This is a genomic window from Shewanella litorisediminis, assembly GCF_016834455.1.
GTDB classification, from domain to species: Bacteria; Pseudomonadota; Gammaproteobacteria; order Enterobacterales; family Shewanellaceae; genus Shewanella; species Shewanella litorisediminis.
Map to the genome: position 1 here is coordinate 1,732,786 of NZ_CP069213.1, position 26,473 is coordinate 1,759,258.

Genomic DNA, 26,473 nt, shown 5'->3' on the forward strand with positions numbered 1-26,473 from the left:
AGTAACCGGTTACACGACCTGGAACCCAAATGCGTAGGGGTCTGCGTCATCCACTGTGATGGCGTTTTGGCCAAACACACGGGCCCAGCCCTGAATACTGGGGCGGATTGCATCGTAGTCGCCCACCTTGGTGGCAGACTCGATGCGGCCGATAAACTGGCTGCCAATGATGCTCTCATGGGTATAGCTGTCGCCCACCTTGAGTTTGCCGCGGGCATAAAGCTGCGCGAGGCGGGCGCTGGTGCCTGTGCCGCAGGGAGAGCGGTCGATGGCCTTATCGCCATAAAACACTGCGTTGGCGCCATCTGACCCTTCACTGATGGTGTCGCCGGTCCAGAGCACATGGCTTACACCCCGCACTGTGGGGTCGTTGGGATGAATGCAGCTCAGGGTGTCGTGGGCCACCTGGCGCACAATCGGGCTCCAGCGCAGAATGTCCGCGGCGCTCCAGTGGCGCAGGCCAGGGAAGTTTTCCTGCGGGTCGACAATCACGTAGTAATTACCGCCGTAGGACACATCGACCTTGAGGGTGCCAAGACCGGGGATATCCAGAATCGCATCTTTGTGGGCCAGATAGGCAGGCACATTATAGATGCGTACCCAATCGACCTTGGCGCCGGTTTGCTGATAGTCAATTTCTATTTGCCCGGCGGGCACATCCAGCACCAGCTTGCCCGGGGTACGGGGCTTCAGCAGGCCGGTTTCGATGGCGGCCGTGATGGTGCCTATGGTGCCGTGGCCGCACATGGGCAGGCAGCCGCTGGTTTCAATAAACAGGATGGCGGCATCGGCGTTGTCTGAGCAAGGTGGGTACAGGAACGAACCCGACATCATGTCGTGGCCCCGGGGCTCGAACATCAATGCCTTGCGGATCCAGTCGTGGTTGGCGAGGAAGTCCTGGCGTTTTTCACTCATGGTGCGGCCCCGAAGGTGCGGGTGGCCACTGGTGACCAACCGTACTGGGTTACCGCAGGTATGAGCATCGACGCAGAAAAATGTACCTTTCATCATAGTCGTAGAGCTCCGGTAATCTTGTTCTTATCGCTCTTGGCTTATCAGTCCAGATTGTATTTGGACAAATCGATGCGGCTGGCCATGGCTTCACCCACGACTTTCTCAACGTAGGCTCGCTCATCGCCAATCAGCGTCATACGTGGCATGCGTACCTGTTCACTGCCCCGGCCGGCCAGCTGCTCGGCAAGCTTGATGCACTGGACCAAGGTTGGAATGGTATCGAGGCGCAGCAGCGGCATAAACCAGCGATAGATTTCACGGGCTTCTTCGATGCGACCGGCGCGTGCGAGCTTGTAAAGGGTGACCGACTCACGGGGGAACACGTTGGTCAGGCCGGAAATCCAACCGGTGGCACCCAGCAACAAGGATTCCAGTGCAATGTCATCCACACCGCAAAACAGGGTGAAACGATCGCCAAATCGGCTTTGCAACTCGGTGAGGCGGCGGGTATCTGTGGTGGACTCTTTAATGGCCACTATGTTTGGCTCATTGGCGAGAGTTGCGGTCATTTCCAGATTAATATCAACGCCATAGCTGACTGGGTTGTTATAAATCATGATGGGCAGTTTGGTGGCGCGGGCAACCATCTGATAGTGGGTCAGCACTTCGCGGTCGGTACCACGGTACACCACAGCGGGCAGCAGCATGACCCCATCCACACCAATGGCTTCCACATCCTGCACATACTGTATGGCTAACTGGGCGGTGTTTTCGGTACAACCGGCTATCACGGGGATACGGCCAGCCACGGTTTCGACAGTGTGTTTCAGGAAGGCGCGTTTTTCTTCGGCACTCAAAGAGGCGTTTTCACCTATGGTTCCCAGGGCGATGATGCCGTTGATCCCATCGGTGATCAGCTGCTCCAACATCCGGGTGTTGGAGGCGAAGTTGATAGAGCCATCCGCATTGAATTGGGTAGAAATCGCTGGATATACGCCTTGCCAGTTCACTTTCATTTTTAAACCTCAAAATAGTCTTGTTTTTATGTAACGCCGTCCGCTTTCTTAACGCGGACACAGTATGCGCTCGGCATTGCGTAAAGTTATAGTATATTGTATACAATAATGCAATCGAGAAAACATCAGATTTCAGATTATTTGAATCTCTGTCGCTCGTCACTATATATTGCATACATTATTACAATAGGAAGTCGTCAGATGGGACCCGTTCAGTTAAGCCCTGAATTACTTAGCCAATTTCGCCGGATCACCACCCTGGATGCCCACACGGAAGGAGAGCCTCTGAGGATTATTACCTCGGGTTACCCCGACGTGCCCGGGGACACCATATTGGAAAAACGTCAGTTTTTAACGACGCACCTCGATGAGTATCGCCAGCTGTTGATGTTTGAACCCCGAGGCCATGCAGACATGTATGGTGCACTCCTCACCGAGCCTGTGTCTGAACACGCCGACTTTGGCGTACTGTTTTTGCACAACGAGGGGTATTCCAGTATGTGTGGCCATGCGGTGTTGGCTCTTGCCACCGTTCTGTGTCAAACCGGTGCCATCGCCTTCGAAGGCAACCGCGCCGAAATAGGCATAGATGCGCCGGCAGGCTTTATCCGTGCCTTTGCTGAAAAAGACACAAATGGCCGCATTCAGGCCAGCTTTTTAAACGTGCCATCCTGGGCGGAGGCGCTGGATTTATCCATCGACGTGCCCGGAATTGGTAAAGTGAAGTTCGATATCGGCTTTGGCGGGGCTTATTATGCTTATGTGGACGCCGATGCCCTGGGGCTGGATTGCAGCGCAGATAACCTGAATCAACTGATTGATTGGGGGCGACGGATTAAGCAGGCGGTTATGGCGTCTTACCCCATTAAGCACCCCCTTGATGAAGACCTGAGCTTTTTATATGGCACTATCTTTACCTCAAAGCACACCGCGCTTATCGAGGCTCATTCGCGCCATGTGTGTATTTTTGCCGATGGTGAGGTAGACCGTTCCCCCACAGGAACCGGCGTCGCCGGGCGCATTGCCTTGCTGCGGGCCAAAGGGGAGGTCGGGCTGGCAGAGTCTTTGACCATTGAGAGTATTGTCGGCGGTAAAATGCAGGTCGAAGCCCTGGAGCAGATAGACTTTCACGGCAAGGATGCGCTGATCCCAAAGGTCTCCGGCCGGGCCTTTATGACCGGACAACACACGTTTTTGCTGCATCCTGACGATATTTTTCAAACCGGCTTTTTACTGCGTTGAGGGCAAGCATGTGGACACTGATTCAATAAAACAAGCAAACCCGATATCCGCCGGGTCAGGCGCGATGCAGGTAATAGTCATAGGTGCAGGTGTTGTTGGGCTTGCCAATGCAGTGGCATTAGCCCGAAGGGGCTTTCAGGTGACAGTGATGGATAAAGAAGGGGTTGCTGCCGGGGCGTCCTTTGGTAATGCCGGGCATTTCGCCACAGAGCAGGTATTTCCTCTGGCCGATCCGTCCCTTTTACCCAAGCTGCCGAGAATGCTGCTCGACCCCCTGGGGCCTTTTCGCATTCGTCCGGCTTACTTTCACCGGGCCTTACCCTGGTTTATTCGCTTTGTCGTCAATATGTTGCCTGCAAGGCGCAAACGCAATGGAGAAGCCATCAAAGCGCTCAATGCCCGCTCGATGGCGTCCACCAGAGACCTGTTGACGTTTTGCGGCCGGGCGGACTTACTGGTTGAGAATGGCTCCTTGCTGGTATTTGAAACGCCCGATGCCAGAGTCATGGCGCAGGAGCTGGCGCTGTATCGCGGTGCCGGGGTTGCGGTTACCTTGCTCAGTGGTGATGAAGCAAGGGCCCTTGAGCCCAGTTTATCCGATGCAATCACCGGGGCGCTGTGGTTTACAGAGGTTGGGCATACTCCCAACCCCCGTGCCATCTGTGAAGTATTGGCTGATACCCTTAAGGCGATGGGGGGACGCATTGAGATTGATTTGGTGAGCACCTTGCAGGGGGGCAATAAACCCTCAGTGACGACAGTGGGTGGTAAGGTCAGCACAGCCGATAAGCTGCTTCTTTGTGCCGGCGCATGGTCACGGCCGCTGGCGTCGAAGCTGGGGCACAGGGTGCCGCTCGACACAGAGCGGGGTTATCACTTAATGATGCCCCAGCAAAGCGGTCTCAAAAGACCAGTGGCCTCCTATGAGCGCAAATTTATTATCACGCCCATGGATGGCGGTACCCGTCTTGCCGGAACCGTGGAATTTGGAGGCCTTGATGCCCCCATGTCCAATGCCCGTGCCGACTGCCTGCTTCCCCACGCCAAGGCGCTTTTGCCCAGGGTCTTTGAGGGGGCTGATGTGTCCGACGGTGAGCGTTGGATGGGATTCAGGCCATCTCTGCCGGACAGTCTGCCGGTTCTTGGGGAAAGCAAAAGTCCGGGAGTCTATTTTGCTTTTGGGCATCAACACCTCGGGCTTACCTGGGCTGCGAGCACCGCAGAGCTGATGGGGCAGTTGGTGAGCGGCGAGACGCCGGCCATCGACATGAGTCCTTACAGCGTAAAGCGCTTTGACTGAGCGTTAATAGAGATACGAAAGGCGGCCGATTAGCCGACTTGGTCATAAAAGTCTGACTGGAATATGTAAACTATCTGCCGGAAGCCATAAAGGCTTCTATCTCATCGCAGCTGCGGGGGCAGGCTCCAGAGAGGTTCTCACAGCCATCTGCGGTGACCAGGATATCGTCCTCGATGCGCACGCCCAAGCCACGGTACTTGGGCGGTACATTGATGGCATCGGCCGGAATATAAATCCCGGGCTCCAGGGTAAACACCATCCCGGGTTCGAGCGTGCGCCAATCACCTCTTTCATCCTGATAGGGGCCCACATCGTGCACGTCCATTCCCAGCCAGTGGCCGGTCTTGTGTACGGTAAAGCGTTTATAGCTTTCGCTTTTCATTACCTCATCGAGCGAGCCTTCAAGCAGGCCAAGTTCAATCAGCCCTTTGGCCATCACCTCCATGCAGGTCTCATAAAGGACATTCCAGCGGGCGCCCGGGCGTACCCTGGCGATTGCCGCATCCAATGCGCTTAATACCAGAGTGTGGATCTGGCGCTGCGCGTTACTGAAAAGGCCATTCACCGGGAAGGTGCGGGTAATGTCGGCACTGTAATGGCTATACTCGGCGCCTGCATCAACCAGCACCAGCTCGCCCGCCTTAACCTCGCAGCAGTTGTCTTCGTAATGCAGGCAGCAGGCGTTGTTACCACTGGCCACTATGTTGGGGTAGCCCACATCCACACAGCCATGTTTGGCAATCTCCAGCATAAAGGTGGCGGCCAGCAGCCCTTCATTGATGCCCGGTGTGACCGTTTTCATCAGTGCCTTGTGCCCGGCGATGGAGGCATTGACCGCGTGACGGATAAGTGCAATTTCCGAGTCAGACTTAATCGCCCGCATGGGATGCAGCACTGCGCCCAAGGCTGACAGTTGCCGGTAGGCCTTGGGTACGTCGAACGGCGTGTGGAAACGCTCGTGATTAATCAGTTGCCACAGCGCTGGCAGGCGGTTGAGCTCATCACTTACATAGACATGGGTTTTACCTTTGAGCGCATCGAGTAACCTTGACTCAAACTCATCGATAACAAAGGCTTCATTGGCCCCAAACTGGGCCACAGCGCCTTCCGGGCCGGCGCGGTGGCCGAAACTGACCTCGGCCGCCTTGTCGCGAGGGCGACAAAAAAGGCTAAGGCAATCATGACTGGCCTCTCTATAGATGAGGGCAAAGGCGTCGGGCTCTGCGAATCCGGTTAAATACAAAAAGTCGTTGTCCTGCCGGAAATGATACTTGATGTTTTTACTGCGCACTTTTTGCTGATATCCGGCGAGCACGACGAGGCTCTCGGGGGGCAATCGGTCCAAGAGTGCACTGCGACGGGCAGCATAAAGCGTGGTATCTGTGAGGGTGGCCATAGTCTACTGCTGTTAAGGAGCTAATCGGTGGAGAGGTGGGTAAAAGAATATGTGTATGCAATATCCAAAACAAGTGAAAAACTTGCGTGCTGTCACCAAGTTCGCGGTGCAATTCCAAAACAGGAGTGAAATAATAGCGCCACTTGCAAAACCGGAGTGATAGAAGTGAAACGAGCAGTGTTTCTGGATAGGGATGGTGTCATCAATAAAGACCATGGTTATGTTCATACCGTCGACGATTTTGAGTACATCGAAGGTGTGTTTGAAGCCTGTCTTGCCCTGAAAAACATGGGTTACAAGTTGGTGGTGGTAACCAATCAGTCAGGCATTGCCCGCGGCATGTATTCTGAAGACGACTTTCACAGTCTGACGGAATGGATGGATTGGAACTTTGCCGACAAAGGTGTGGATCTCGACGGCATCTATTACTGTCCACACCATCCAGAAAAGGGCGTCGGGGAATATAAGCAGGATTGTGATTGCCGCAAACCCAAGCCAGGCATGCTGGAATCCGCAGCCAAATTCCTGAAACTGGATTTGGCCAATTCGGTTATGGTGGGTGACAAGGCTGATGATATGCGCGCCGCGCAAGCTGCGGGTATCCCTGCCAAAATTCTGGTGAGAAGCGGCAAGGTAGTTGACAGCGAAGGCGAGAAATTGGCCACCGTAGTATTGGACAGTATTGCTGACGTGCCGGCTTACCTGAAATCCCCAAACTGAAAGCCGTACACCTTAAGCAAATAGACATTGGCTATCGGTCGTAGCCAGATCCAAAGGTTAGCCAGGGTTTAACTTGGGTTTTCAGTGGCAAGAAATGCACTGGCGGCTAAAATATATCCACTTGATGGATTGATTCGATAAAAGGGCTTGCGCTCGCTGACCAAGCCCCTATAATGCGCCCCCATCGACCGACGGCAAATGCCAAACAAGGTCACGCTCTTTAAAAATTTATCAAGCAATCTGTGTGGATACTCGCAGGTTGATGAAGTCGACAAAACGATTTTATCAATGAAGGAGTTTTCATGCAGAGCATGACAGCAGAAATTCATTGAGACCAAAACTTTAATTGAAGAGTTTGATCATGGCTCAGATTGAACGCTGGCGGCAGGCCTAACACATGCAAGTCGAGCGGCAGCACAAGGGAGTTTACTCCTGAGGTGGCGAGCGGCGGACGGGTGAGTAATACCTGGGGATCTGCCCAATCGAGGGGGATAACAGTTGGAAACGACTGCTAATACCGCATACGCCCTACGGGGGAAAGAAGGGGACCTTCGGGCCTTTCGCGATTGGATGAACCCAGGCGGGATTAGCTAGTAGGTGAGGTAATGGCTCACCTAGGCGACGATCCCTAGCTGTTCTGAGAGGATGGACAGCCACACTGGGACTGAGACACGGCCCAGACTCCTACGGGAGGCAGCAGTGGGGAATATTGGACAATGGGGGCAACCCTGATCCAGCCATGCCGCGTGTGTGAAGAAGGCCTTCGGGTTGTAAAGCACTTTCAGTGGGGAGGAAAGGTTGATGGTTAATACCTATCAGCTGTGACGTTACCCACAGAAGAAGCACCGGCTAACTCCGTGCCAGCAGCCGCGGTAATACGGAGGGTGCAAGCGTTAATCGGAATTACTGGGCGTAAAGCGTGCGCAGGCGGTCTGTTAAGCGAGATGTGAAAGCCCCGGGCTCAACCTGGGAACTGCATTTCGAACTGGCAGACTAGAGTCTTGTAGAGGGGGGTAGAATTCCAGGTGTAGCGGTGAAATGCGTAGAGATCTGGAGGAATACCGGTGGCGAAGGCGGCCCCCTGGACAAAGACTGACGCTCAGGCACGAAAGCGTGGGGAGCAAACAGGATTAGATACCCTGGTAGTCCACGCCGTAAACGATGTCTACTCGGAGTTTGGTGTCTTGAACACTGGGCTCTCAAGCTAACGCATTAAGTAGACCGCCTGGGGAGTACGGCCGCAAGGTTAAAACTCAAATGAATTGACGGGGGCCCGCACAAGCGGTGGAGCATGTGGTTTAATTCGATGCAACGCGAAGAACCTTACCTACTCTTGACATCCAGAGAACTTTCCAGAGATGGATTGGTGCCTTCGGGAACTCTGAGACAGGTGCTGCATGGCTGTCGTCAGCTCGTGTTGTGAAATGTTGGGTTAAGTCCCGCAACGAGCGCAACCCTTATCCTTACTTGCCAGCGGGTAATGCCGGGAACTTTAGGGAGACTGCCGGTGATAAACCGGAGGAAGGTGGGGACGACGTCAAGTCATCATGGCCCTTACGAGTAGGGCTACACACGTGCTACAATGGTCGGTACAGAGGGTTGCGAAGCCGCGAGGTGAAGCTAATCCCAAAAAGCCGGTCGTAGTCCGGATTGGAGTCTGCAACTCGACTCCATGAAGTCGGAATCGCTAGTAATCGTGGATCAGAATGCCACGGTGAATACGTTCCCGGGCCTTGTACACACCGCCCGTCACACCATGGGAGTGGGCTGCACCAGAAGTAGATAGCTTAACCTTCGGGAGGGCGTTTACCACGGTGTGGTTCATGACTGGGGTGAAGTCGTAACAAGGTAGCCCTAGGGGAACCTGGGGCTGGATCACCTCCTTACCTAAGCGACACATTACCCTGCTGAGTGTTCACACAGATTGCTTGATAGACGAAAAGAGACAAATGCGTGAGAGTTTGATTGCGCAGTTAATTTGCGTCAGGCCAAGGCGCTTGAGAGACGAGTGAGGCGGTGTAGCAGCGCTACATAACGAGCGAGTCCCGAAAGCAACGACGGCATGACACAAAGAAACCAGCAAGTGGGTCTGTAGCTCAGGTGGTTAGAGCGTACGCCTGATAAGCGTAAGGTCGGTAGTTCGAGTCTACTCAGACCCACCAAATCTCATTGATGCGTCGTTGGAAACGTCGTCGTTTACGCGAGTAAACTTCCTTCGTTCCCGCCTTGCCTGAATGAGATTTTTAGTCAACGCATTTGTGTCAGACTGCATATTGCAGAAACGGGGCTATAGCTCAGCTGGGAGAGCGCCTGCTTTGCACGCAGGAGGTCTGCGGTTCGATCCCGCATAGCTCCACCACTATCAATATGTGAGTCTCAGGACTTAGGTCCCAAGGATAGAGACGCCAAAGATAAGTGATGAATTTATCTTTGGCTTTTTTAAGCCCGCTCTTTAACAATTTGGAAAGCTGATAGTAGAAACTGGATCTTCGGATTCAGTTAATACAAAAATTGAGTTCTCAAACACTTCAATCAAGTGTTTTGGAAATTCTTCAAGGCGAGTTCAGTAAAATGAACTATCGAAAAACCAGCTGGTTGCAATACAGCCGGTGAGGAAACTCATCCGGGTTGTATGGTTAAGCGACTAAGCGTATACGGTGGATGCCTTGGCAGTCAGAGGCGATGAAGGACGTAGTAACTTGCGAAAAGCGTTGGTGAGGTAGTAACAACCGTTATAGCCAGCGATGTCCGAATGGGGAAACCCGGCAGCATAAGCTGTCATCACTACATGAATACATAGTGTAGTGAGGCGAACGAGGGGAACTGAAACATCTAAGTACCCTCAGGAAAAGAAATCAACCGAGATTCCCTCAGTAGCGGCGAGCGAACGGGGATTAGCCCTTAAGTCTTCGGGGTGTTAGTGGAATGGTCTGGAAAGTCCAACGGTACAGGGTGATAGTCCCGTACACGACAACTAACCAAAGATGAAATCGAGTAAGGCGGCACACGTGATATGTTGTCTGAATATGGGGGGACCATCCTCCAAGGCTAAATACTCCTGACTGACCGATAGTGAACCAGTACCGTGAGGGAAAGGCGAAAAGAACCCCTGTGAGGGGAGTGAAATAGAACCTGAAACCGTATACGTACAAGCAGTGGGAGCGGTTCTTGAGACCGTGACTGCGTACCTTTTGTATAATGGGTCAGCGACTTACGTTTTGTAGCGAGGTTAAGCGAATAGCGGAGCCGTAGGGAAACCGAGTGTTAACTGCGCGTTTAGTTGCAAGGCGTAGACCCGAAACCCGGTGATCTAGCCATGGGCAGGTTGAAGGTTGAGTAACATCAACTGGAGGACCGAACCGACTAATGTTGAAAAATTAGCGGATGACTTGTGGCTGGGGGTGAAAGGCCAATCAAACCGGGAGATATCTGGTTCTCCTCGAAAGCTATTTAGGTAGCGCCTCGGACGAACACCTTTGGGGGTAGAGCACTGTTAAGGCTAGGGGGTCATCCCGACTTACCAACCCTTTGCAAACTCCGAATACCAAAGAGTGCTATCCGGGAGACAGACGGCGGGTGCTAACGTCCGTCGTCAAAAGGGAAACAACCCAGACCGTCAGCTAAGGTCCCAAAGTAATTGCTAAGTGGGAAACGATGTGGGAAGGCTTAGACAGCTAGGATGTTGGCTTAGAAGCAGCCATCATTTAAAGAAAGCGTAATAGCTCACTAGTCGAGTCGGCCTGCGCGGAAGATGTAACGGGGCTAAGCAATTCACCGAAGCTACGGGTGTGCACGATAACGTGTACGCGGTAGAGGAGCGTTCTGTAAGCCGTTGAAGGTGAAGGGGTAACCCACACTGGAGGTATCAGAAGTGCGAATGCTGACATGAGTAACGATAAAGGGGGTGAAAAACCCCCTCGCCGAAAGACCAAGGGTTCCTGTCCAACGTTAATCGGGGCAGGGTGAGTCGACCCCTAAGGCGAGGCCGAAAGGCGTAGTCGATGGGAAACGGGTTAATATTCCCGTACTTCTGCTAACTGCGATGGAGAGACGGAGAAGGCTAGGCCAGCACGGCGTTGGTTGTCCGTGTTTAAGGTGGTAGGTAGTGTGCTTAGGCAAATCCGGGCACACATATACCGAGAGCTGATGACGAGGTGCTACGGCACTGAAGTGGTTGATGCCATGCTTCCAGGAAAATCTTCTAAGCTTCAGGTTAGCAGGAATCGTACCCCAAACCGACACAGGTGGTCGGGTAGAGAATACCAAGGCGCTTGAGAGAACTCGGCTGAAGGAACTAGGCAAAATGGTACCGTAACTTCGGGAGAAGGTACGCTGCTGTTGGTGACGGGACTTGCTCCCTGAGCTGACGGCAGTCGCAGATACCAGGTGGCTGCAACTGTTTATCAAAAACACAGCACTGTGCAAACTCGCAAGAGGAAGTATACGGTGTGACGCCTGCCCGGTGCCGGAAGGTTAATTGATTGGGTTATCGCAAGAGAAGCTCATGATCGAAGCCCCGGTAAACGGCGGCCGTAACTATAACGGTCCTAAGGTAGCGAAATTCCTTGTCGGGTAAGTTCCGACCTGCACGAATGGCGTAATGATGGCCACGCTGTCTCCAGCCGAGACTCAGTGAAGTTGAAATTGCGGTGAAGATGCCGTATACCCGCGGCTAGACGGAAAGACCCCGTGAACCTTTACTATAGCTTGGCACTGAACATTGACCCTACATGTGTAGGATAGGTGGGAGACTTTGAAGCGGGAACGCCAGTTCTCGTGGAGTCGACCTTGAAATACCACCCTTGTAGTGTTGATGTTCTAACCTCGGTCCGTGAATCCGGACTAGGGACAGTGCCTGGTGGGTAGTTTGACTGGGGCGGTCTCCTCCCAAAGAGTAACGGAGGAGCACGAAGGTTGGCTAAACACGGTCGGACATCGTGTGGTTAGTGTAATGGCACAAGCCAGCTTAACTGCGAGACAGACACGTCGAGCAGGTACGAAAGTAGGTCATAGTGATCCGGTGGTTCTGCATGGAAGGGCCATCGCTCAACGGATAAAAGGTACTCCGGGGATAACAGGCTGATACCGCCCAAGAGTTCATATCGACGGCGGTGTTTGGCACCTCGATGTCGGCTCATCACATCCTGGGGCTGAAGTCGGTCCCAAGGGTATGGCTGTTCGCCATTTAAAGTGGTACGCGAGCTGGGTTCAGAACGTCGTGAGACAGTTCGGTCCCTATCTGCCGTGGGCGTTGGAAGATTGAGGGGGGTTGCTCCTAGTACGAGAGGACCGGAGTGAACGAACCGCTGGTGTTCGGGTTGTCATGCCAATGGCATTGCCCGGTAGCTACGTTCGGAATCGATAACCGCTGAAAGCATCTAAGCGGGAAGCGAGCCCCAAGATGAGTCTTCCCTTGGACCTTGAGTCCACTGAAGAGCCGTCCGAGACCAGGACGTTGATAGGCAGGGTGTGTAAGCGTTGTGAGGCGTTGAGCTAACCTGTACTAATGACTCGTGCGGCTTAACCATACAACCCAGATGGGTTTTGACTGATGGTTAAAGTAGATAGTCTTGAAGAAACCAGACTTGATTGAAGTGATAACTCAAGCTCGATAAGCGCATCAGCTTTCTAAATTGCATGTTCTTGCTGATAAGCGAGGGCATAACGAATTTGCTTGGTGACAATAGCATTGTGGAACCACCTGATCCCATTCCGAACTCAGAAGTGAAACGCAATCGCGCCGATGGTAGTGTGGGGTCTCCCCATGTGAGAGTAGGTCATTGCCAAGCGCCTAATAAGTGAAGAGGCCACCCATGCGGGTGGCCTTTTTGCTTTATATGCGGTTTTACAGAATCTGGCGGTTTTTTGATTTCGCCCGGGCTTTATAAGAGTTTCTTAACAGAACTGATTGAATGCTTGGGGTAGACTATGGGCATTGCCGAGAGGGATTTGCCATGTTGCTGAAAATACTGCTGACTCTAGCCGTCATTGTTGTGGTTTTTATCAAGTTTCAAAAGCGTAAGCCTGTCATGCCCTCGGTGAGTGCCAATAGTCTGCTGGTCCGCTATCTCGCCCTTGGCATTCTGTGTACGACAGTTCTTTTAAGCTCTGTGTGGCTCGGCTGGCGCTGGTATGACGGCAATCGTGTGCTCTCTGTTACCATTATTTCGCCAGATCGAGGTGACGAACGCATTTTCAAGGTCCGAAAGCGCGACCTTGGCCAGTCGGAACTTGAAACCTTGGATGGTCTTAAAATCAGGCTATCATCTCAGGAGCGGATAATGATCTCCAGCTCCGACCAGCACTGAATCAATACCTTAAAGCAGACCATAATACTTTTCATTCGAAGGTTATCAGGTAAACTAGCCGCGGTTTAACGTTACTCCCCGTGTGAACGGGTAAGGAAGGCTCGATGATCACTGCTTATGTTTATGAAAATCGTCAACTGACTGTTCTTGAACTTGGCATTGAGGACAGCCTTCCCCCTTCGACGCTATGGCTGGATCTTTATAAACCCGAGGATGAAGAACGCGAGTGGCTTGCCAGGTTCTCGGTGGAAGAGTTGCCGGACGAGGAAGACATTAACGAAATCGAAGCGTCCGCCCGTTTTTATCAAAACAGTGACGGTTTGCACATCAACTCCCTGTTCCCACAGCGGGTTGGGCAGGACGTCCGCGCGGTGAACGTGTCTTTTAACTTAAGAACCAAATTTCTGCTCACCATCCGTGAAGAGGATGTGGGCCTTATCCGACTGCTTCGAAACTATCTGCGCCTTGGGCGGCTTGAAGTGTCTACACCTCAGGAGCTTTTTATCGAGCTTTTCAATCTCAAGGTGGATTATCTCTCTGACTTGATTGAAGACGTTTACACGGTGCTCGAAAACGTGGGGGAAGAAGTATTTGAAAGCCAGGAGCTGGATGATGTCTTTAAACTCATCACGATTCAGGAAGATGCCAACGGTAAAATCCGTTTGAGTTTGCTCGATACCCAGCGTTCACTGAGGTATATGCAGCGCTATTACCGCGGGCAACTCTCAGATGAAGATATGAAAGACTTGCGGGAGATGCTCTCGGATATCGAGTCTTTGATGCCCCACAGCCAATTTATCTTCGATAAACTCAACTTTCTGCTTGATGCGGCCATGGGTTTTACCAGCCTGCAGCAAAACAAAATCATTAAAATTTTCTCGGTTGCCGCCGTGGTGTTCCTGCCTCCCACGCTTATTGCATCCAGCTACGGCATGAACTTTACCACCATGCCCGAACTCGAATGGCAGTACGGCTATCCCATGGCCATTGCCATGATGCTGGCGAGTGCCGCCGGTACCTATTTCTTCTTTAAGCGCAAACGTTGGTTGTAAGCCTCAGGCCTTGAACAGGGGAATTACTTCGGCACAGGAGCGCTCGAGAAAGTCGGGTTCATTGATGACGCATTGCAGGGTGTGAAGTTTATTTCGCATCATGCCAGTGGCGATGACACACCTGTGGTAGGGGTTGGTGCAGCGGGAAAGTTGCCGGTCGAGGTCGTAGATAAGGCATTCGAGTTGTGCTTTGTTGGATTCAGAGCCGTCGATGACTTCCCGGTTAAGTTTATCCCGTAATTCGTCGAGGGCTTGCGGCTCGTTGTCCGCCATCCACCTTAAGGTATCGAAATCGGGTAAGGGTGTCATGGTGCCCCCTTTCGCGTGTGCGGCAAAGGAATACACTTTCACACTAGACAAAGGGGCGGGTAGGGGCAAGACCAGTTGCGTATAAATGCGAAAGTCTTGGCTCTCGCAGGTTATAAGCCAATCAGCGCTTGCTCTCCTGACCAAAGAAGTACGTCACGCGCTCCCTTGGATTCAAATAGTTAAAGATTTTTTCCGGCAGGGCTGCTGGTGGCAGGCAGCGCACTATGCTGAGTCCTTCCGCTTCCAAATCGATGATGGGAGCCTGATCTTTGGGCACCAGTGCGTCGTAAACCATGATGCGCGGGAAGAGCAGCTTACTGATGTTTACCGCCATGACCATTCCAAACTGGCCGCTGGTCAGCTCTACCACCGACCCGGGCGGGTAAATCCCCAGCATGCGAATAAGCTGGCCGACGAACTCAGCGTTGAGTTTGCCCTTGTAGTTTTTAAATAGGTAACCCAGCGCTGCATAAGGAGTTTTGGCTTTGCTGAGGTTGTCGGGGTGGCACAGGGTATCGTATTCGTTTACGACAGCAACCAGTTGTGAAAGTGGGCACAAATCTTTTCCCTTGAGACCTTTGGGGTAGCCGCTGCCATCGAGAAATTCATGATGATTGGTAATGACCGGGAGTGCCGACTCAGGAAAGGTATCGGTCAATTTCACAAACTCTACGCCAAAGTTTGGGTGCTGTTTGATGAAATTGATTTCCGGGGTGGTTAAATCGGCCTGTTTTTTAAGAATTTGCGCGGGCACCTTCAGTTTACCCACATCATGAAACAATGCCCCCAAACCTATGGCCTCGATATCGGCCCTGTCCCAGCCAAGCTCCTTGGCCAGTAACATGCAAAGCACTGCCACGTTGAGCGAATGAAAGTAAAAGCTATCGTCTTTTTTGGCATCGCCCATCAGATGTAATACGAGGTTATCATTGGCGAGCAGCTGGCGGGTGATGTCCTGAATCAGCTCTTCGGCTTCCTGGATGGCGTTCAGGGGGCGGCTTCTCAGTTTATTCATGAGGTTGCGCATTTTTGCCAGGGAGCGGTCAAACTCCTGCTCGGTTTTTCCAAGCTCCCGGCGCATCTTTTTCAGCTGCTCAATTTGTTCCTGTTTTTTCTTTTCCAGCTCATCAATAAGCGGGGCGAGATCCTTTGCCGGCGCAGACATGGAGACAGGTTGCTCCTGCAGCGGCATTACGTCACTGCGGTCCAGATCGACGAATACGTGCTCTATGCCGAGGCTGCGGATAAGTTGAATTTGCGCTTCTTGTTTAACGCGGAAACTGTTGAATAAAAAAGGGTGATCCTTCCAAGCAACAGGCAGGCGAACAAAATTTCCAACCTGAAGTTGGTTGACGTGAACCTTACAACTTTTACTCATAGTGGGTCTGCGAGAGTCCGGGTGGGGTTAGTCTAGCCCAATGGTAATACTTTACAATTACTTAACTGGCGTGTCAGCATAGCAAACCACAAGAAATTACTCTGAGTGTGACATGGATTTTATTGAAGTCTACCCCCATGCGATACCCGACGAACTGTGCGACCGTTTAATCTCCACTCTGGAGCAACATCCCGGCGTCGTGGATGGCCGTACCGGCAATGGTGTGGATATCGAAAAAAAGCGGAGCCGGGATCTGACACTGGACTCTTTTGCTGATCTTATCCCGCTTCGCAATGAATTGCTGACCCATGCCCTGAAGGGTACCGTTGAGTACTTTGATAAATATTCCATGGCGCTGATGGGAGCGGTGGCGGTCAAGGTGGCCGACGAGAAAGGCCAGCCGGTTACCCTGAATCCAGACAATTACGCGAAGCTGGGGCATCCCAGAGCCGATGCGCTGGTGAAGTATCTCTACCGCAGTGGCACCATCAATGTGCAGAAATACCCCAAAGGAAAAGGTGGCTATCCCCATTGGCATTCTGAGCAATTCCCACAGGCTGGGCATAACGAAGCTTTGCACAGGGTGGTGCTTTACATGTTTTATCTCAACGATGTGGAAGCGGGCGGCGAGACGGAGTTTTTCTATCAGGGCCGCAAGCTTATGCCTCAGAAAGGCACCATGGTGATCGCCCCCGCCGGTTTTACCCATACCCACAGAGGCAATATTCCTGTCAGTGGCGACAAATATATCGCCACTTCCTGGGTCATGTTCAACCGCGCCGAACAGCTCTACGCCATGGGGTAAACGTCAGAGATCCAATTCACCGCTTACAGTGGGATGCGGATCCTGAACATGGCCCCCTCAAGGTTTGATTCTTCGATGGTCAGGATGCCGTTGTAGCTTTGGACAATTTCATGGCATACCGCAAGGCCGATGCCCTGTCCGGGGCTTCGGGTGTCGGCGCGCACGCCCCGCTCAAGGATTTTTTGCCTCAGGCTTTCTGCCACGCCAGGACCATCGTCTTCAACCCTGAGTTCAAATTCGCCATTGTCATTGATTTCTGCGCTCACGCGCACAGTCGAAATACAGAGCCGGAATGCGTTTTCCATCAGGTTGCCACACAGCTCCATCACATCCCCTTTATCCCCGGGGAATTGCAACAGGGGCAGGATCCGCGCCGAAAACTGCACGTCTTTATCGCGGTAGATTTTGAACAGCATCTGCGACAGCTGATTGACCAGCGGCAGCAATTGGGTTTGTTCCTGCTTCAGGCCTTTCCGGCCCAGCATGGCCCGCTTTAACTGATACTTCACCAGGTGATCCATTTGGCTCACCTGCTCCATGACTTTCTCGCTCACTTCCTGTTGATCTAATGCCCTGTCATCCAAAATGGCATGCACGGCGGCGAGGCGGGTTTTCAGACTGTGCGCAAGGTCGTTCATCGCATTCTGGTAACGCTCCTGCTGGGCCGAAGATTGCTGCAGCAACTGGTTCAGTGCCTGAGTCACCCCTTCGAGCTCCACCGGATAACCGTCAGACAGCGATTTGGCCTTGCCATCGGCAATGGACTTGAGTTCTTCACGCATCCTCACCAGAGGGCGCATCCCCCAATAGGCTGCGCTGACAAGCAGGATCAGGGCCAGTACCAGCACCAGGGCCAGGCGGATATAGGTACGGCGGCTGAATTTATCGTACTCCTGCTCCAGCTTTTCCGCGTCTTTCATCACCAGCAGGTTGTAATGAATTTTGGCGATTTCCACCGACAGCATGTAGATGTAGTAGCCACGATTGTCGGATAAGGTCAGATAGTAGGGCGGGGAGTCGTTTTTGATGTCGGCGAAGCGTTCACAGGTATCAAACAGGCCTCTGTCTACCGCCATGGCCGAGGTCCATACCTGCTTGAATCTGTCATCGCAGCTTGCCATCACGTAGCGCTCGCCTTTGCGGTTCTCTTCAAGCCAGGCGCTGGTGTCAGGAATGAGATCATGCTCGCGAAGCTCGGCCGCCACCTGGGGGATTTCGGCAATCAGCTGGGCGGTTTCTTCGTTGTAAGAGTTTTGCGCATGCAGAATGTTAACCATCCACGCCAGACCAAAACCCACCAGAGTAATAATTGACAGGGATGTAAGGTACATCCTTGTCAGCAGGCGGCGTTTGGGTTTTAACTTAAAGCGCATCGTCAGCTACAGGGCAGGTTGAATTTATAACCCTGGCCGCGGATGGTCACTATGGGATTATCCATGCCATCCCGGGTCAGCTTTTTACGAAGTCGGCTGACCATGACTTCGATGGTGTTCGGGTCACCCTCTTTATCACCGTAAATTACATCCAGCAGCCGTTGTTTGGCAACGACCTCGTGGCTGTGTCGCATAAGGTATTCCAGGATAAGGTATTCAAATGCTGTTATTTCAAGCACTTCGGCATCAAGTGTGACCTGCTTGGCGGCAAGATCCAGCTCAAGGGAGCCCGAGGTAATCCGCGGCTTCACAAACCCGGCACTGCGGCGCACCAGGGCATCGAGGCGGGCAACCAGTTCTTCTTTCTGGAAGGGTTTGACGAGATAGTCATCGGCACCGGCATTGAGGCCTTCGACCTTATCCTGCCAGTTCACCCTGGCCGTCAGAATAAGGATGGGCGCCTTGAGTTCGGCATCCCGCAAACGGGTAATGAGTTCTATGCCATCCTGATCAGGCAATCCCAAATCGATGATGGCAACGTCTATGGGGTAATTGGTGGCCTGATAAAAGCCTTCCTGCGCGGTATTGGCAACCTGCACCTGATTGCCCAGTTCACTCAGTTGAACCTTAAGGTGATGCGACAGTAAAGGATCGTCTTCGACAACCAGAATTCTCATGGATAACTCCCGAACAAATTTGGGTCAGTGTACGCGCTAACGAATTGACTGTAAAAATTTTACCTGATTCTATGACGAATATTCTTAATGAACGCTGACCGGTATCGGCAACAGTTTTGTCTGTGCCTGCAGATACGTTACAATCCGCGCACTGTCATTACCCGGATAAAGAAGATGAAACGTCTGCCGAAATACCTGGCGCTGCTCCTTATTGCGCTTACCCCTGCCGCCATGGCTGAAACCTTTACGTTTACCGCCATCCCTGACGAGGATGAAAGCCAGTTGCGTACCCGATTTGAAAAGGTGGCCGATTACCTCGAAACCCAGCTCGGCGTCGAGGTGAAATATGTGCCGGTAAAATCTTACTCGGCGGCTGTCACGGCGTTTCGTAACAATCAGGTCCAGCTGGCTTGGTTTGGTGGCTTATCCGGCGTACAGGCGCGCCGTCTGGTGCCCGGTTCCGAAGCCATTGCCCAGGGCTTTGAGGATCAGTTTTTTAAAAGCTATTTTATTGCCCACCACAGCACTGGCCTTGAGCACAGCGCTAACTTCCCGGCTATTGGTGGCTATACCTTTACCTTTGGTTCAAAAGATTCGACTTCCGGCCGTTTGATGCCGCAATTTTTCCTTGAGCGCAATCTGGGCAAACGTCCTGACGATGTGTTCAAGCGCGTTGGCTTTTCGGGCGATCACAGCCGCACTGTTGCACAGGTTGAGGCCGGTGTGTATCAGGTGGGTGCGGTTAATTACAAGGTGTGGGACGCCATGGTCGAAGCCGGCAAGGTGGATACCAGCAAAGTGAAGGTAGTGTGGGAAAGTCCGGTTTATCCCGACTACCAGTGGACAGTACGTGGCGATGTGGACAAACGCTTTGGCGAAGGCTTTAAAGCCAAGGTGACACAGGCGCTTTTGGAAATGAAAGACCCTGAGCTGCTGGCGTCTTTCCCCCGTCAATCTTTCGTACCTGCCGACAATGAAGACTTCCAGCCGGTGGAAGACGTGGCCAAGGCTATTGGACTGATTGACTGATCATGTTGGTTATTGACCGGCTTTCGCTGGATTACGGCGGCCGGGAGGTGATTAAAGACCTCTCGGTCGTTTTACATTCCGGGCAAAAGGTTGCGATTCTTGGCGCCTCGGGTGCCGGGAAGTCGACCTTACTCGCGCACATTCATCGCCAGTTGAAAGACACTGCGGCGCTTTGTGCCCAGTCACAGGGATTGGTTGAAAACCTCAGCCTGTATCACAACATCTACATGGGAGCGCTCGGGCGCCACCATGGGCTATACAACCTTGCCAACTTACTGTGGCCTTTTAAGGCGCCATTGGCCGAGGTGAACGCGCTTTGTCGCACCCTTGAACTTGAGATGTCACCCTCGACATTGGTGAGCCGCTTATCGGGTGGGCAGCGGCAGCGGGTTGCCATTGGTCGTGCACTTTACCAGCATCAACCGATTTTTTTGGGCGACGAGCCCGTGTCGGCACTCGACCCCGCCATGGCCGACCGTATCATCCGCCACATCACCGCCAGCCATGCAACTGTGGTCATGGTGCTTCATAACCGCCATCAGGCATTGACCCACTTTGACCGTATTCTCGGGCTTAAGAAAGGCCAACTGGTACTGGATGCAGATGCCTCTGCGTTGACGCTGGCCGACCTTGATGCCTTTTATGGCGATGTGGAAAAGGATGATGTTGTCAAATGCTGAAACTGGCATTTATCGGCCGCTGGCAGCGGTTGACGCTGGGCTTGTGGCTGGTGTGTTTTTGCGCCTTTTGGCTGGCGGACACTGAAGTCATCGCCCTTGAGCCCTGGCATGAACTGGGACGCATGCTCAAGGGCTTTATGACGCCGGACTTTTTTGCCACTGAGCATTTAGTGGATGCACTCTGGCAGACGGTGAGCTTTGCGCTCCTGGGTATCGGCCTTGGCCTCTTTATCGGTCTGCCGCTGTCGCTGGTATACCACCACCCGCTGGTGGCGGCTGGTAGCGCTTTTATCCGGGCTATTCATGAGATTTTCTGGGCGCTGCTGTTTTTGCAGCTGTTTGGTTTGTCTCCCGTCACCGGTGTGCTGGCCTTGGCGCTGCCCTACGGCACCACCTTTGCCCGGGTCTTCCACGATATCCTCTGCCGCGCCCCTAAAGACACGGCTCATACGCTGCCGGGCGGAACCGACGCTCTGAGCCGGTGGCTCTATGGCAAGGTCGCCCACGTGTTGCCTGAGCTTCTGGCCTATACCCGTTATCGATTCGAATGTGCCTTAAGAAGCAGCGCTGTGCTCGGGTTTGTGGGCATGCCAACCCTGGGATTTCATCTGGAAAGTGCCTTTAAGCAGGGCCACTACTCAGAGGGCGCCGCACTCCTGCTGCTGTTTATCTTGCTTGTAGGTACCCTGTCTTATTGGTGCAAGCGTTGGCTTATTCCCTTTTATTTACTGGCGGCGGTGTATTTTTTGCCGCCTGTGGCGGGGCTCGATGGCAGCCTTATCTGGCGTTTTATCAGCGAAGATATCTGGCCCCACAGTGTGCGGCAGTGGCAACTGGGTGAGCTGGGGCTTGGGGCCGCACTTGCCGATACCCTGAGCTGGCTGCAAGGCTTAACCCTGTCTCAGGCACTGCCGGGCATCATGGCCACGCTGGTGCTGGCACTGGGGGCGCTTGGGATAACGCATTTACTGGTGTTTTTCTTACTGCCGCTGGCTTATCGGCCCTTGACCGGCAGTCTGGTGTCCGGCGCCAGCACCCTGTCACTGTTGCTGATGCGATCCATCCCTGAATACATCCTCGCCTTTGTGTTTATGCTGCTGCTCGGGCCCTCGATGCTACCCGCGATGTTGGCCCTTGCCCTGCACAACGCCGGTCTTATTTTGTTTTTAACCGCAAGAAGCGCGAGCCGAGTGCCACTGCGAGAAGAAGACAAAGGGGGACTCGATGGATTTGGTTATCGGGTATTGCCGGCTATCTATCCGGGCATGATGGCACTGCTTTTTTATCGCTTCGAGGTGATCCTGCGGGAAACCGCCATTCTGGGGATGTTGGGTGTTGCGACCCTTGGGTTTTATATCGACAGTAACTTTTCGGAAATTCGCTTTGCCGGTGCGCTGGTGCTGATGGGGATTACCGCCTTGGTGAATGTAGCGGTAGATGCTGCGGCCCGCCGTGCACTGGGGCAGGAGCACCATCGAACAGAGCGTTGCTGAGGTGGGCAAAGGGAAAACGACAAAGGAATAAAGGGATAAAGGGAATGGCGCGTCAGCCAAAAACGCCATTCCCTCAGATGATACCAAGGCAATGACCAACCCGATGAAGAGCCGGTCACAGTGTCAGCCTGATAATGTTCAGCGGTACAAGCTGCGTTGCCTTTTTTTGGCAATCAGTCCTTCAATGCTCCAAACCGCAATGCCAACAAACAGGATCACCGCCGACATGATGGCAAGAAGCCGCAGCCAGGGGGCGTCGGCAGCCAACCGCAGGCTGACATAATCAAAGGTTGCCACACCCCAAACCAACACCAGTGCTGCCGCCAGCACGAGTTGCAAAGCCCTCAGGGCCAGCACACGGCCAAAGCAAAGCAAGGGGGCCAGGGCAAAAGCGGCTGCTGCCAAATGATTTCCGTAACGTAAAAAGTGAGCCCCAGTCAATAAACAGGCCAACACAATCAGTATGATACGCCACCACATGGGAATACCTTAACAAATCAGTATGGATTGTGATGCAAGCTTAACCCCATCACCCGGAGGCGTCTTTAAGCTGCATCACATATCCATGATTTATCTTGCATCTCGCGCTGCGGCTGACGGCTCAGTTGCCGAGCATGGTTTTGAGTTCTTCGCGCTGCTCATCTGTCAGTTCGCTGTCACTCAGCAGTTCCTTGAGCATTCTGAATTGAATCGCCTGGCTGTCGACGCTGTGAAGCTCCATCGCCAGGTCGTTGTCGCCGGCATGATGCAGCACCATGACTCTGTGGCCATCTTCATCCAAATCAATTTGTTGCACGCTTGACATCACGATTTCAGCAATGGTGTTTCCAATTTTGGACATCTCTTCAGCCCGCACTGACATCGCTTCGCTGCGGGCTGCTATTTCCGCTTCACGGGCCTTGAGCTCTACTTTCAGCGCCCTGAGTTCGGCAATGTCGCCCTTGCTTATCACCCGGGTTTTGCCGCTGCGAATGGATTGCAGGGTTTTGATGATGTCGGCGCGGCTTTCGTTATCGAGGGCCGACAACTTGTTATCAATCAGTGCCGTGTCAGTGAGCTCGTCTCCTTCCAGGGTGAAGTTCGTACTTTCGCCATCCTTAACTACGGTAATAAACACCTTTTGGGGAGACTCTGCTTCCAGCGTCACCCGTTCCACTATATCGACCGGGGCTGGAGCCTGGCCTGTCGAGACTTCGCTGTCCGAAGGCAGGCTTGATGGTGCAGCTAAAAGCTCACCGCAGAGGAGAGTGGTTGAAAGCATTACAGAAACGGCGAGACGCGAAGCCAGCAACGCAGGGTTTTTCATGGCAATGATCCTTTTGTTGAAAACAGAAATTGACCTGGGGTCCATCCCGATTAAGGCGATTAGCGTGCCAAAGCAGCAAATTTCATGTAAAACAAAAAGATGTGAAAGTTCCTGCCCAACATGAGCGGGGTGGTCCACCCGATTTCGGGATACAGGTTTTCTGATTTGGGGAAATTCTGCCGACGCTTTGCTGACAATGTTTGGCGTTATCAAGGTGGAAGTGATTTTAGTGGCTGATTACTAAAAGATTTTACTGAGAATGACGATGGCCTCTGAATGGGCGTAACTGGCACGGTTTTTGTTGATTATCTTCAGCGTTCAGCCGTTGTTGCATTGGTGAAGGGGACTGGCGCGCCCAGTGGGGCGTTCAGCGCGAGACATGCACAGCTGATTAACGCCATGCAGGTTAGCAAACAAATTTGAGTAGCGAGACAGGACTGGCGGATGTCGATAAAACACTATCTGTTCGCCCTCTTCGGGGGGCTTATCCTGCTGCTGGGGCTCAGCCAATTATTGATTGGGGAAGCCCTCAAGCAGCAGCTTGACGAAGATCTGCGCAAGGACTCGCTGGCACTGTCTCGCCAGCTGGTGGACATTGTTGTTGAGGATCTGGGCGATAATTTGCAGTTTGTGCAGCAGGTGCAAATCAAGCGCGAAAATGGCGAACTGCCCAAGCAGGACAGCGCCAGTCTCTCCGAACATGACAAGGCGCTTCTGGAGTCCCTTAAGGTGAAGGTGCCCAGTCAATCGGAAATCATCGAACTGCAGCAGTTGGAGGTGGGACGCGCCTTGGCGGAAGTGGAGGCCAAGCTTGAGCAGCGGGCTGAACTCGAGAGCGAAAATGACTCAGAGCTGCACCGGCAGCAGGATGCCTACATCCGCGAGGCCCTCTCCAGGGAGCTGGAAAACCTGTCCCGAATGCAGGAGCTGTTGACCCGTGAGTACCAACAGGCGCTGCATCAGTCGCTGGATACCCTCACCATCAATACCCGGGAAACCGCAGAGGGTGGCCGTGTGATGGTGGTTCGCACCGGCAGCGGGGTTCAGATGGAGTCGAGACATCTGGAATTTGGGCAAAACAATGTCTCAGAGGCCCTGAGCCGTTTTCGCGAATGGATGGCGGCGCTGATTCTGGTCTCTTCCCTGCTGGCGCTGATTTTTGTGTACTGGCTCAGTCGTCGGGTAAGTGGCCCCTTGTCTGAACTTGCCACAGGCCATCGCAAGCTGGGGGAAGGGCAACTCGGATATCAGGTGACCCCTCGGGGTGTGGATGAAATTAAAACCATGCTCGAAGGTTTTAACGCCATGAGCGAAAAACTGGCGCAGCTCAGCGCCCGCGAGCAGCAAATTGCCAGTCAGCAGCATTTGGTGGAGCTTGGCGAAATCACCCGCGGCATTGCCCACAGTTTGCGTAACCCGCTGCATACCCTGGGACTGCTGGCCGAAAACCAGAGTCAGACCGACGATGCGTCGTTGAGAGCCCTGCAGCTTGGCCAAATTCAGCAAAAAATTGCGATGATGGACAAACACATACAATCCTTGTTGACGCTCTCATCCAGCGAAGTGGACCGTAGCCGTCCCATTCCGGTTAATGCGGTGGTTCAGGACATCCTGCTGGAGCTTTCGGTGGCGGGGGTGAAACCCCAGCTCAGTTTATCGGGATTCGAGACCGAACACTGGCTGCCGGGAATGGAGTCAGAAATTCGCAGTATCCTGCATGCGGTCATCATCAACGCCGTTGAAGCTCAGGCAGGCAACGACGCGCCATGGCTGGGTATTGATGTGAGCGCAGGGCAGGGCCAGCTGTGCGTTACGGTGACCGATAAGGGCGTGGGCATGGACGAGCATTTGATTGAAAGGCTCGGTCAGCCCCATGTCACCACCAAACCCGAGGGCACCGGCATGGGGCTTTACATTGCCAGCAGACTGCTGACGAGCCATTATGGCGGCAGCCTGACCTTTACCCGTCCCAAAGACGGCGGCACGCGGGTTGTGGTGCATTTTAAGCAGCAGGAGGATTGATGGCGCTCAGTATTTTGGTGGTGGAGGACGAGCCCGGTCAGCGTGAGCTCATCGTGGGCATGCTGAAAACGGAAGGCTATCGCCTGCGCGAGGCCGACTGTGTGGAGGCGGCCATCGTATCCATTAAAGCCGATACCCCGGATCTGGTGTTTTCTGACTGGAAGCTGGGTCAGCTCAGCGGGATGGATTTACTCAATTACGTTAAACGTGAATTCCCGGATGTCGGTTTTATCATGGCAACCGCATACGGCACCATCACCCACGCGGTGGATGCCATTCAGGCGGGGGCCGATGATTACCTTACCAAGCCCTATCAGCGCCAGGCACTGCTGCTTGCCATATCCAAGGTGGCGCGCTCACAGGCGCTCAGAAAAGAAAACAAGGCCCTGAGCCTTGCCTTGTCAGAGCAGCAATCCCTGGTGGGCTTGGTGGGCAAGGCTCCCTGTATGCAAGGGGTGTTTGACCGCTTAAGCCGCATCAGCGGCACCGATGCCACTGTGCTGATCGGCGGTGAGAGTGGCACCGGTAAGGAGCTGGCCGCCCGGGCATTGCATCAATTGTCCCGCCGCGCCCATATGCCTTTTATTGCCATCAACTGCGGCGCTATTCCTGAAAACATTGCCGAAGCGGAGCTTTTTGGTGCCGAGAAGGGGGCTTTTACCGGCGCCACAGCGCTTAAGCTGGGTAAGCTTGAGGCGGCCCATGGCGGCACTGTGTTTCTGGATGAAATTGGCGAACTCCCCCTGCTGCAGCAAACCAAGCTGCTGCGCTTTTTACAGGAAGGCACCATTACCCGGGTGGGCGCCCAAAAAGAGTTGCAGCTCGATGTGAGGGTGATTGCCGCCACCCACAGGGACTTGCGTCTTGAAGTCGCCGAAGGCCGTTTTCGGGAAGACTTGTTTTACCGCTTGAACGTGGTGCCTGTGCTGATGCCGCCTCTTCGAGAGCGTCGCGAAGACATAGGCCGGCTGGTGGAGCACTTTCTCAAGCTTCATGCCAGCCAATACGGATTCGAGCAGCCCAAGATCAGCCCCACCGCCATGCGGTTTTTACTGGACTACCGCTGGCCGGGGAATGTGCGAGAGTTGTCCAACCGTATCGAGCGCTTTGTGCTGCTGGGCGATGAACAGGAGCTGATGCAGGAAAGTGATCATTCGGCCAGGGAGCAGGGACTTCAGCTCCCCGATGAAGGTATCGAGTGGGAGTCCTTTGAGGCCCGCTGTTTGGCGCAGGCCATGGGCAGGTTCGATGGCAATCGCACCAAGGCCGCCAAATGGCTGGGCATGAGTTATAAAGCCTTTTTGTACCGACTGGAAAAGCACCGTTTGGTCTAATCCATGATGAAATTGCGTGAGCCGGGGTAAACACGTCCCGGCTCGGCCATCACAGGGTTTAAGTGCCTGCGCCTGATGC

The 26,473-nt window shown here is 53.4% G+C and carries 20 protein-coding genes, 2 tRNA genes and 3 rRNA genes; 16 read left to right on the forward strand and 9 right to left on the reverse strand.

Annotated features, from left to right (window positions below):
• Positions 1-9: 9 nt before the first annotated feature.
• Positions 10-1,011: a 4-hydroxyproline epimerase gene (locus tag JQC75_RS07520; protein WP_203326797.1), complete on the reverse strand. Its 1,002-nt coding sequence runs from the start codon at positions 1,009-1,011 to the stop codon at positions 10-12.
• A gap of 44 nt (positions 1,012-1,055) precedes the next feature.
• Positions 1,056-1,970 carry a 4-hydroxy-tetrahydrodipicolinate synthase gene (dapA, locus tag JQC75_RS07525; protein WP_203326798.1) on the reverse strand — a complete coding sequence of 305 codons (915 nt, stop codon included), beginning with the start codon at positions 1,968-1,970 and terminating at the stop codon, positions 1,056-1,058.
• 201 nt (positions 1,971-2,171) lie between these two features.
• Between dapA and JQC75_RS07530 the strand changes: the two genes are divergently transcribed.
• A complete protein-coding gene (locus tag JQC75_RS07530; RefSeq protein ID WP_203326799.1) occupies positions 2,172-3,212 on the forward strand; it encodes a proline racemase family protein in 1,041 nt (346 codons plus the stop codon).
• Between the two features lie 64 nt (positions 3,213-3,276).
• Positions 3,277-4,512 (forward strand): NAD(P)/FAD-dependent oxidoreductase, encoded by a 1,236-nt coding sequence (locus JQC75_RS07535; RefSeq protein ID WP_203326800.1) that lies wholly within the window; start codon positions 3,277-3,279, stop codon positions 4,510-4,512.
• A 70-nt stretch (positions 4,513-4,582) separates the two neighbouring features.
• On the opposite strand, the gene JQC75_RS07540 is transcribed toward JQC75_RS07535, so the two are convergent.
• Positions 4,583-5,908: an aminopeptidase P N-terminal domain-containing protein gene (locus JQC75_RS07540; protein ID WP_203326801.1), complete on the reverse strand. Its 1,326-nt coding sequence runs from the start codon at positions 5,906-5,908 to the stop codon at positions 4,583-4,585.
• Between the two features lie 165 nt (positions 5,909-6,073).
• On the opposite strand from JQC75_RS07540, the gene gmhB reads away from it, so the two are divergent.
• From gmhB to corA, 8 genes are all read left to right on the forward strand, one after another.
• Positions 6,074-6,628: a D-glycero-beta-D-manno-heptose 1,7-bisphosphate 7-phosphatase gene (gene gmhB / locus JQC75_RS07545; protein ID WP_203326802.1), complete on the forward strand. Its 555-nt coding sequence runs from the start codon at positions 6,074-6,076 to the stop codon at positions 6,626-6,628.
• 343 nt (positions 6,629-6,971) lie between these two features.
• Positions 6,972-8,514 (forward strand): 16S ribosomal RNA (locus JQC75_RS07550).
• Positions 8,515-8,713: 199 nt separating this feature from the next.
• Positions 8,714-8,790, forward strand: a tRNA-Ile gene (locus JQC75_RS07555).
• Positions 8,791-8,911: 121 nt separating this feature from the next.
• Positions 8,912-8,987: transfer RNA gene (locus tag JQC75_RS07560), tRNA-Ala, on the forward strand.
• Between the two features lie 275 nt (positions 8,988-9,262).
• Positions 9,263-12,156: ribosomal RNA gene (locus JQC75_RS07565) — 23S ribosomal RNA — on the forward strand.
• Positions 12,157-12,301: 145 nt separating this feature from the next.
• Positions 12,302-12,417 (forward strand): 5S ribosomal RNA (rrf, locus tag JQC75_RS07570).
• The 16S, 23S and 5S rRNA genes sit together here with 2 tRNA genes alongside, the layout of an rRNA operon.
• A gap of 165 nt (positions 12,418-12,582) precedes the next feature.
• A complete protein-coding gene (locus JQC75_RS07575; RefSeq protein ID WP_203326803.1) occupies positions 12,583-12,936 on the forward strand; it encodes a hypothetical protein in 354 nt (117 codons plus the stop codon).
• Between the two features lie 104 nt (positions 12,937-13,040).
• Positions 13,041-13,988, forward strand: coding sequence for a magnesium/cobalt transporter CorA (gene corA / locus JQC75_RS07580; protein WP_203326804.1), 948 nt, complete (start codon positions 13,041-13,043; stop codon positions 13,986-13,988).
• A 3-nt stretch (positions 13,989-13,991) separates the two neighbouring features.
• Here the strand turns inward: corA and JQC75_RS07585 are convergent, their stop codons facing one another.
• Entirely contained in the window at positions 13,992-14,297 is a 306-nt protein-coding gene (locus JQC75_RS07585; RefSeq protein WP_203326805.1) for a DUF3135 domain-containing protein, read from the reverse strand.
• Positions 14,298-14,418: 121 nt separating this feature from the next.
• A complete protein-coding gene (locus JQC75_RS07590) occupies positions 14,419-15,675 on the reverse strand; it encodes an HD-GYP domain-containing protein (RefSeq protein ID WP_203326806.1) in 1,257 nt (418 codons plus the stop codon).
• A gap of 112 nt (positions 15,676-15,787) precedes the next feature.
• Between JQC75_RS07590 and JQC75_RS07595 the strand changes: the two genes are divergently transcribed.
• The gene (locus JQC75_RS07595; protein WP_203326807.1) at positions 15,788-16,480 is read left to right on the forward strand and encodes a 2OG-Fe(II) oxygenase; all 693 of its coding nucleotides are present in this window, start codon (positions 15,788-15,790) and stop codon (positions 16,478-16,480) included.
• A 23-nt stretch (positions 16,481-16,503) separates the two neighbouring features.
• On the opposite strand, the gene JQC75_RS07600 is transcribed toward JQC75_RS07595, so the two are convergent.
• Both JQC75_RS07600 and JQC75_RS07605 read right to left on the reverse strand, forming a co-directional pair.
• Positions 16,504-17,853: an ATP-binding protein gene (locus JQC75_RS07600; RefSeq protein ID WP_203326808.1), complete on the reverse strand. Its 1,350-nt coding sequence runs from the start codon at positions 17,851-17,853 to the stop codon at positions 16,504-16,506.
• A 2-nt stretch (positions 17,854-17,855) separates the two neighbouring features.
• Entirely contained in the window at positions 17,856-18,530 is a 675-nt protein-coding gene (locus tag JQC75_RS07605) for a response regulator (RefSeq protein ID WP_203326809.1), read from the reverse strand.
• Positions 18,531-18,704: 174 nt separating this feature from the next.
• Between JQC75_RS07605 and JQC75_RS07610 the strand changes: the two genes are divergently transcribed.
• From JQC75_RS07610 to JQC75_RS07620, 3 genes are read left to right on the forward strand one after another with little or no spacing between them, the layout of a single operon-like run.
• On the forward strand, positions 18,705-19,559 hold the full coding sequence (locus JQC75_RS07610) for a putative selenate ABC transporter substrate-binding protein (RefSeq protein ID WP_203326810.1): 855 nt from the start codon (positions 18,705-18,707) through the stop codon (positions 19,557-19,559).
• 2 nt (positions 19,560-19,561) lie between these two features.
• Entirely contained in the window at positions 19,562-20,239 is a 678-nt protein-coding gene (locus JQC75_RS07615; RefSeq protein ID WP_203326811.1) for an ATP-binding cassette domain-containing protein, read from the forward strand.
• Positions 20,233-21,732 (forward strand): PhnE/PtxC family ABC transporter permease, encoded by a 1,500-nt coding sequence (locus tag JQC75_RS07620; protein WP_203326812.1) that lies wholly within the window; start codon positions 20,233-20,235, stop codon positions 21,730-21,732. Before JQC75_RS07615 ends, JQC75_RS07620 begins: the two co-directional genes overlap by 7 nt.
• Positions 21,733-21,870: 138 nt before the next feature.
• Here JQC75_RS07620 and JQC75_RS07625 read toward each other — a convergent pair whose 3' ends face one another.
• A complete protein-coding gene (locus JQC75_RS07625; RefSeq protein WP_203326813.1) occupies positions 21,871-22,212 on the reverse strand; it encodes a hypothetical protein in 342 nt (113 codons plus the stop codon).
• 121 nt (positions 22,213-22,333) lie between these two features.
• Positions 22,334-23,038 (reverse strand): hypothetical protein, encoded by a 705-nt coding sequence (locus JQC75_RS07630; protein WP_203326814.1) that lies wholly within the window; start codon positions 23,036-23,038, stop codon positions 22,334-22,336.
• Positions 23,039-23,482: 444 nt separating this feature from the next.
• On the opposite strand from JQC75_RS07630, the gene JQC75_RS07635 reads away from it, so the two are divergent.
• Both JQC75_RS07635 and JQC75_RS07640 read left to right on the forward strand, forming a co-directional pair.
• Entirely contained in the window at positions 23,483-25,060 is a 1,578-nt protein-coding gene (locus tag JQC75_RS07635) for a sensor histidine kinase (RefSeq protein ID WP_203326815.1), read from the forward strand.
• A complete protein-coding gene (locus tag JQC75_RS07640; protein WP_203326816.1) occupies positions 25,060-26,394 on the forward strand; it encodes a sigma-54-dependent transcriptional regulator in 1,335 nt (444 codons plus the stop codon). Before JQC75_RS07635 ends, JQC75_RS07640 begins: the two co-directional genes overlap by 1 nt.
• The last annotated feature ends 79 nt before the right edge of the window (positions 26,395-26,473 follow it).

Excerpts from the sequence above, each read along its gene's own strand:
- JQC75_RS07520 (WP_203326797.1), bottom strand. The coding sequence starts at position 1,011 with ATGATGAAAGGTACATTTTTCTGCGTCGATGCTCATACCTGCGGTAAC.
- dapA (WP_203326798.1), bottom strand. The coding sequence starts at position 1,970 with ATGAAAGTGAACTGGCAAGGCGTATATCCAGCGATTTCTACCCAATTC.
- JQC75_RS07530 (WP_203326799.1), top strand. The coding sequence starts at position 2,172 with ATGGGACCCGTTCAGTTAAGCCCTGAATTACTTAGCCAATTTCGCCGG.
- JQC75_RS07535 (WP_203326800.1), top strand. The coding sequence starts at position 3,277 with ATGCAGGTAATAGTCATAGGTGCAGGTGTTGTTGGGCTTGCCAATGCA.
- JQC75_RS07540 (WP_203326801.1), bottom strand. The coding sequence starts at position 5,908 with ATGGCCACCCTCACAGATACCACGCTTTATGCTGCCCGTCGCAGTGCA.
- JQC75_RS07575 (WP_203326803.1), top strand. The coding sequence starts at position 12,583 with ATGTTGCTGAAAATACTGCTGACTCTAGCCGTCATTGTTGTGGTTTTT.
- corA (WP_203326804.1), top strand. The coding sequence starts at position 13,041 with ATGATCACTGCTTATGTTTATGAAAATCGTCAACTGACTGTTCTTGAA.
- JQC75_RS07585 (WP_203326805.1), bottom strand. The coding sequence starts at position 14,297 with ATGACACCCTTACCCGATTTCGATACCTTAAGGTGGATGGCGGACAAC.
- JQC75_RS07590 (WP_203326806.1), bottom strand. The coding sequence starts at position 15,675 with ATGAGTAAAAGTTGTAAGGTTCACGTCAACCAACTTCAGGTTGGAAAT.
- JQC75_RS07595 (WP_203326807.1), top strand. The coding sequence starts at position 15,788 with ATGGATTTTATTGAAGTCTACCCCCATGCGATACCCGACGAACTGTGC.
- JQC75_RS07600 (WP_203326808.1), bottom strand. The coding sequence starts at position 17,853 with ATGCGCTTTAAGTTAAAACCCAAACGCCGCCTGCTGACAAGGATGTAC.
- JQC75_RS07605 (WP_203326809.1), bottom strand. The coding sequence starts at position 18,530 with ATGAGAATTCTGGTTGTCGAAGACGATCCTTTACTGTCGCATCACCTT.
- JQC75_RS07610 (WP_203326810.1), top strand. The coding sequence starts at position 18,705 with ATGAAACGTCTGCCGAAATACCTGGCGCTGCTCCTTATTGCGCTTACC.
- JQC75_RS07615 (WP_203326811.1), top strand. The coding sequence starts at position 19,562 with ATGTTGGTTATTGACCGGCTTTCGCTGGATTACGGCGGCCGGGAGGTG.
- JQC75_RS07620 (WP_203326812.1), top strand. The coding sequence starts at position 20,233 with ATGCTGAAACTGGCATTTATCGGCCGCTGGCAGCGGTTGACGCTGGGC.
- JQC75_RS07625 (WP_203326813.1), bottom strand. The coding sequence starts at position 22,212 with ATGTGGTGGCGTATCATACTGATTGTGTTGGCCTGTTTATTGACTGGG.
- JQC75_RS07630 (WP_203326814.1), bottom strand. The coding sequence starts at position 23,038 with ATGAAAAACCCTGCGTTGCTGGCTTCGCGTCTCGCCGTTTCTGTAATG.
- JQC75_RS07635 (WP_203326815.1), top strand. The coding sequence starts at position 23,483 with ATGTCGATAAAACACTATCTGTTCGCCCTCTTCGGGGGGCTTATCCTG.
- JQC75_RS07640 (WP_203326816.1), top strand. The coding sequence starts at position 25,060 with ATGGCGCTCAGTATTTTGGTGGTGGAGGACGAGCCCGGTCAGCGTGAG.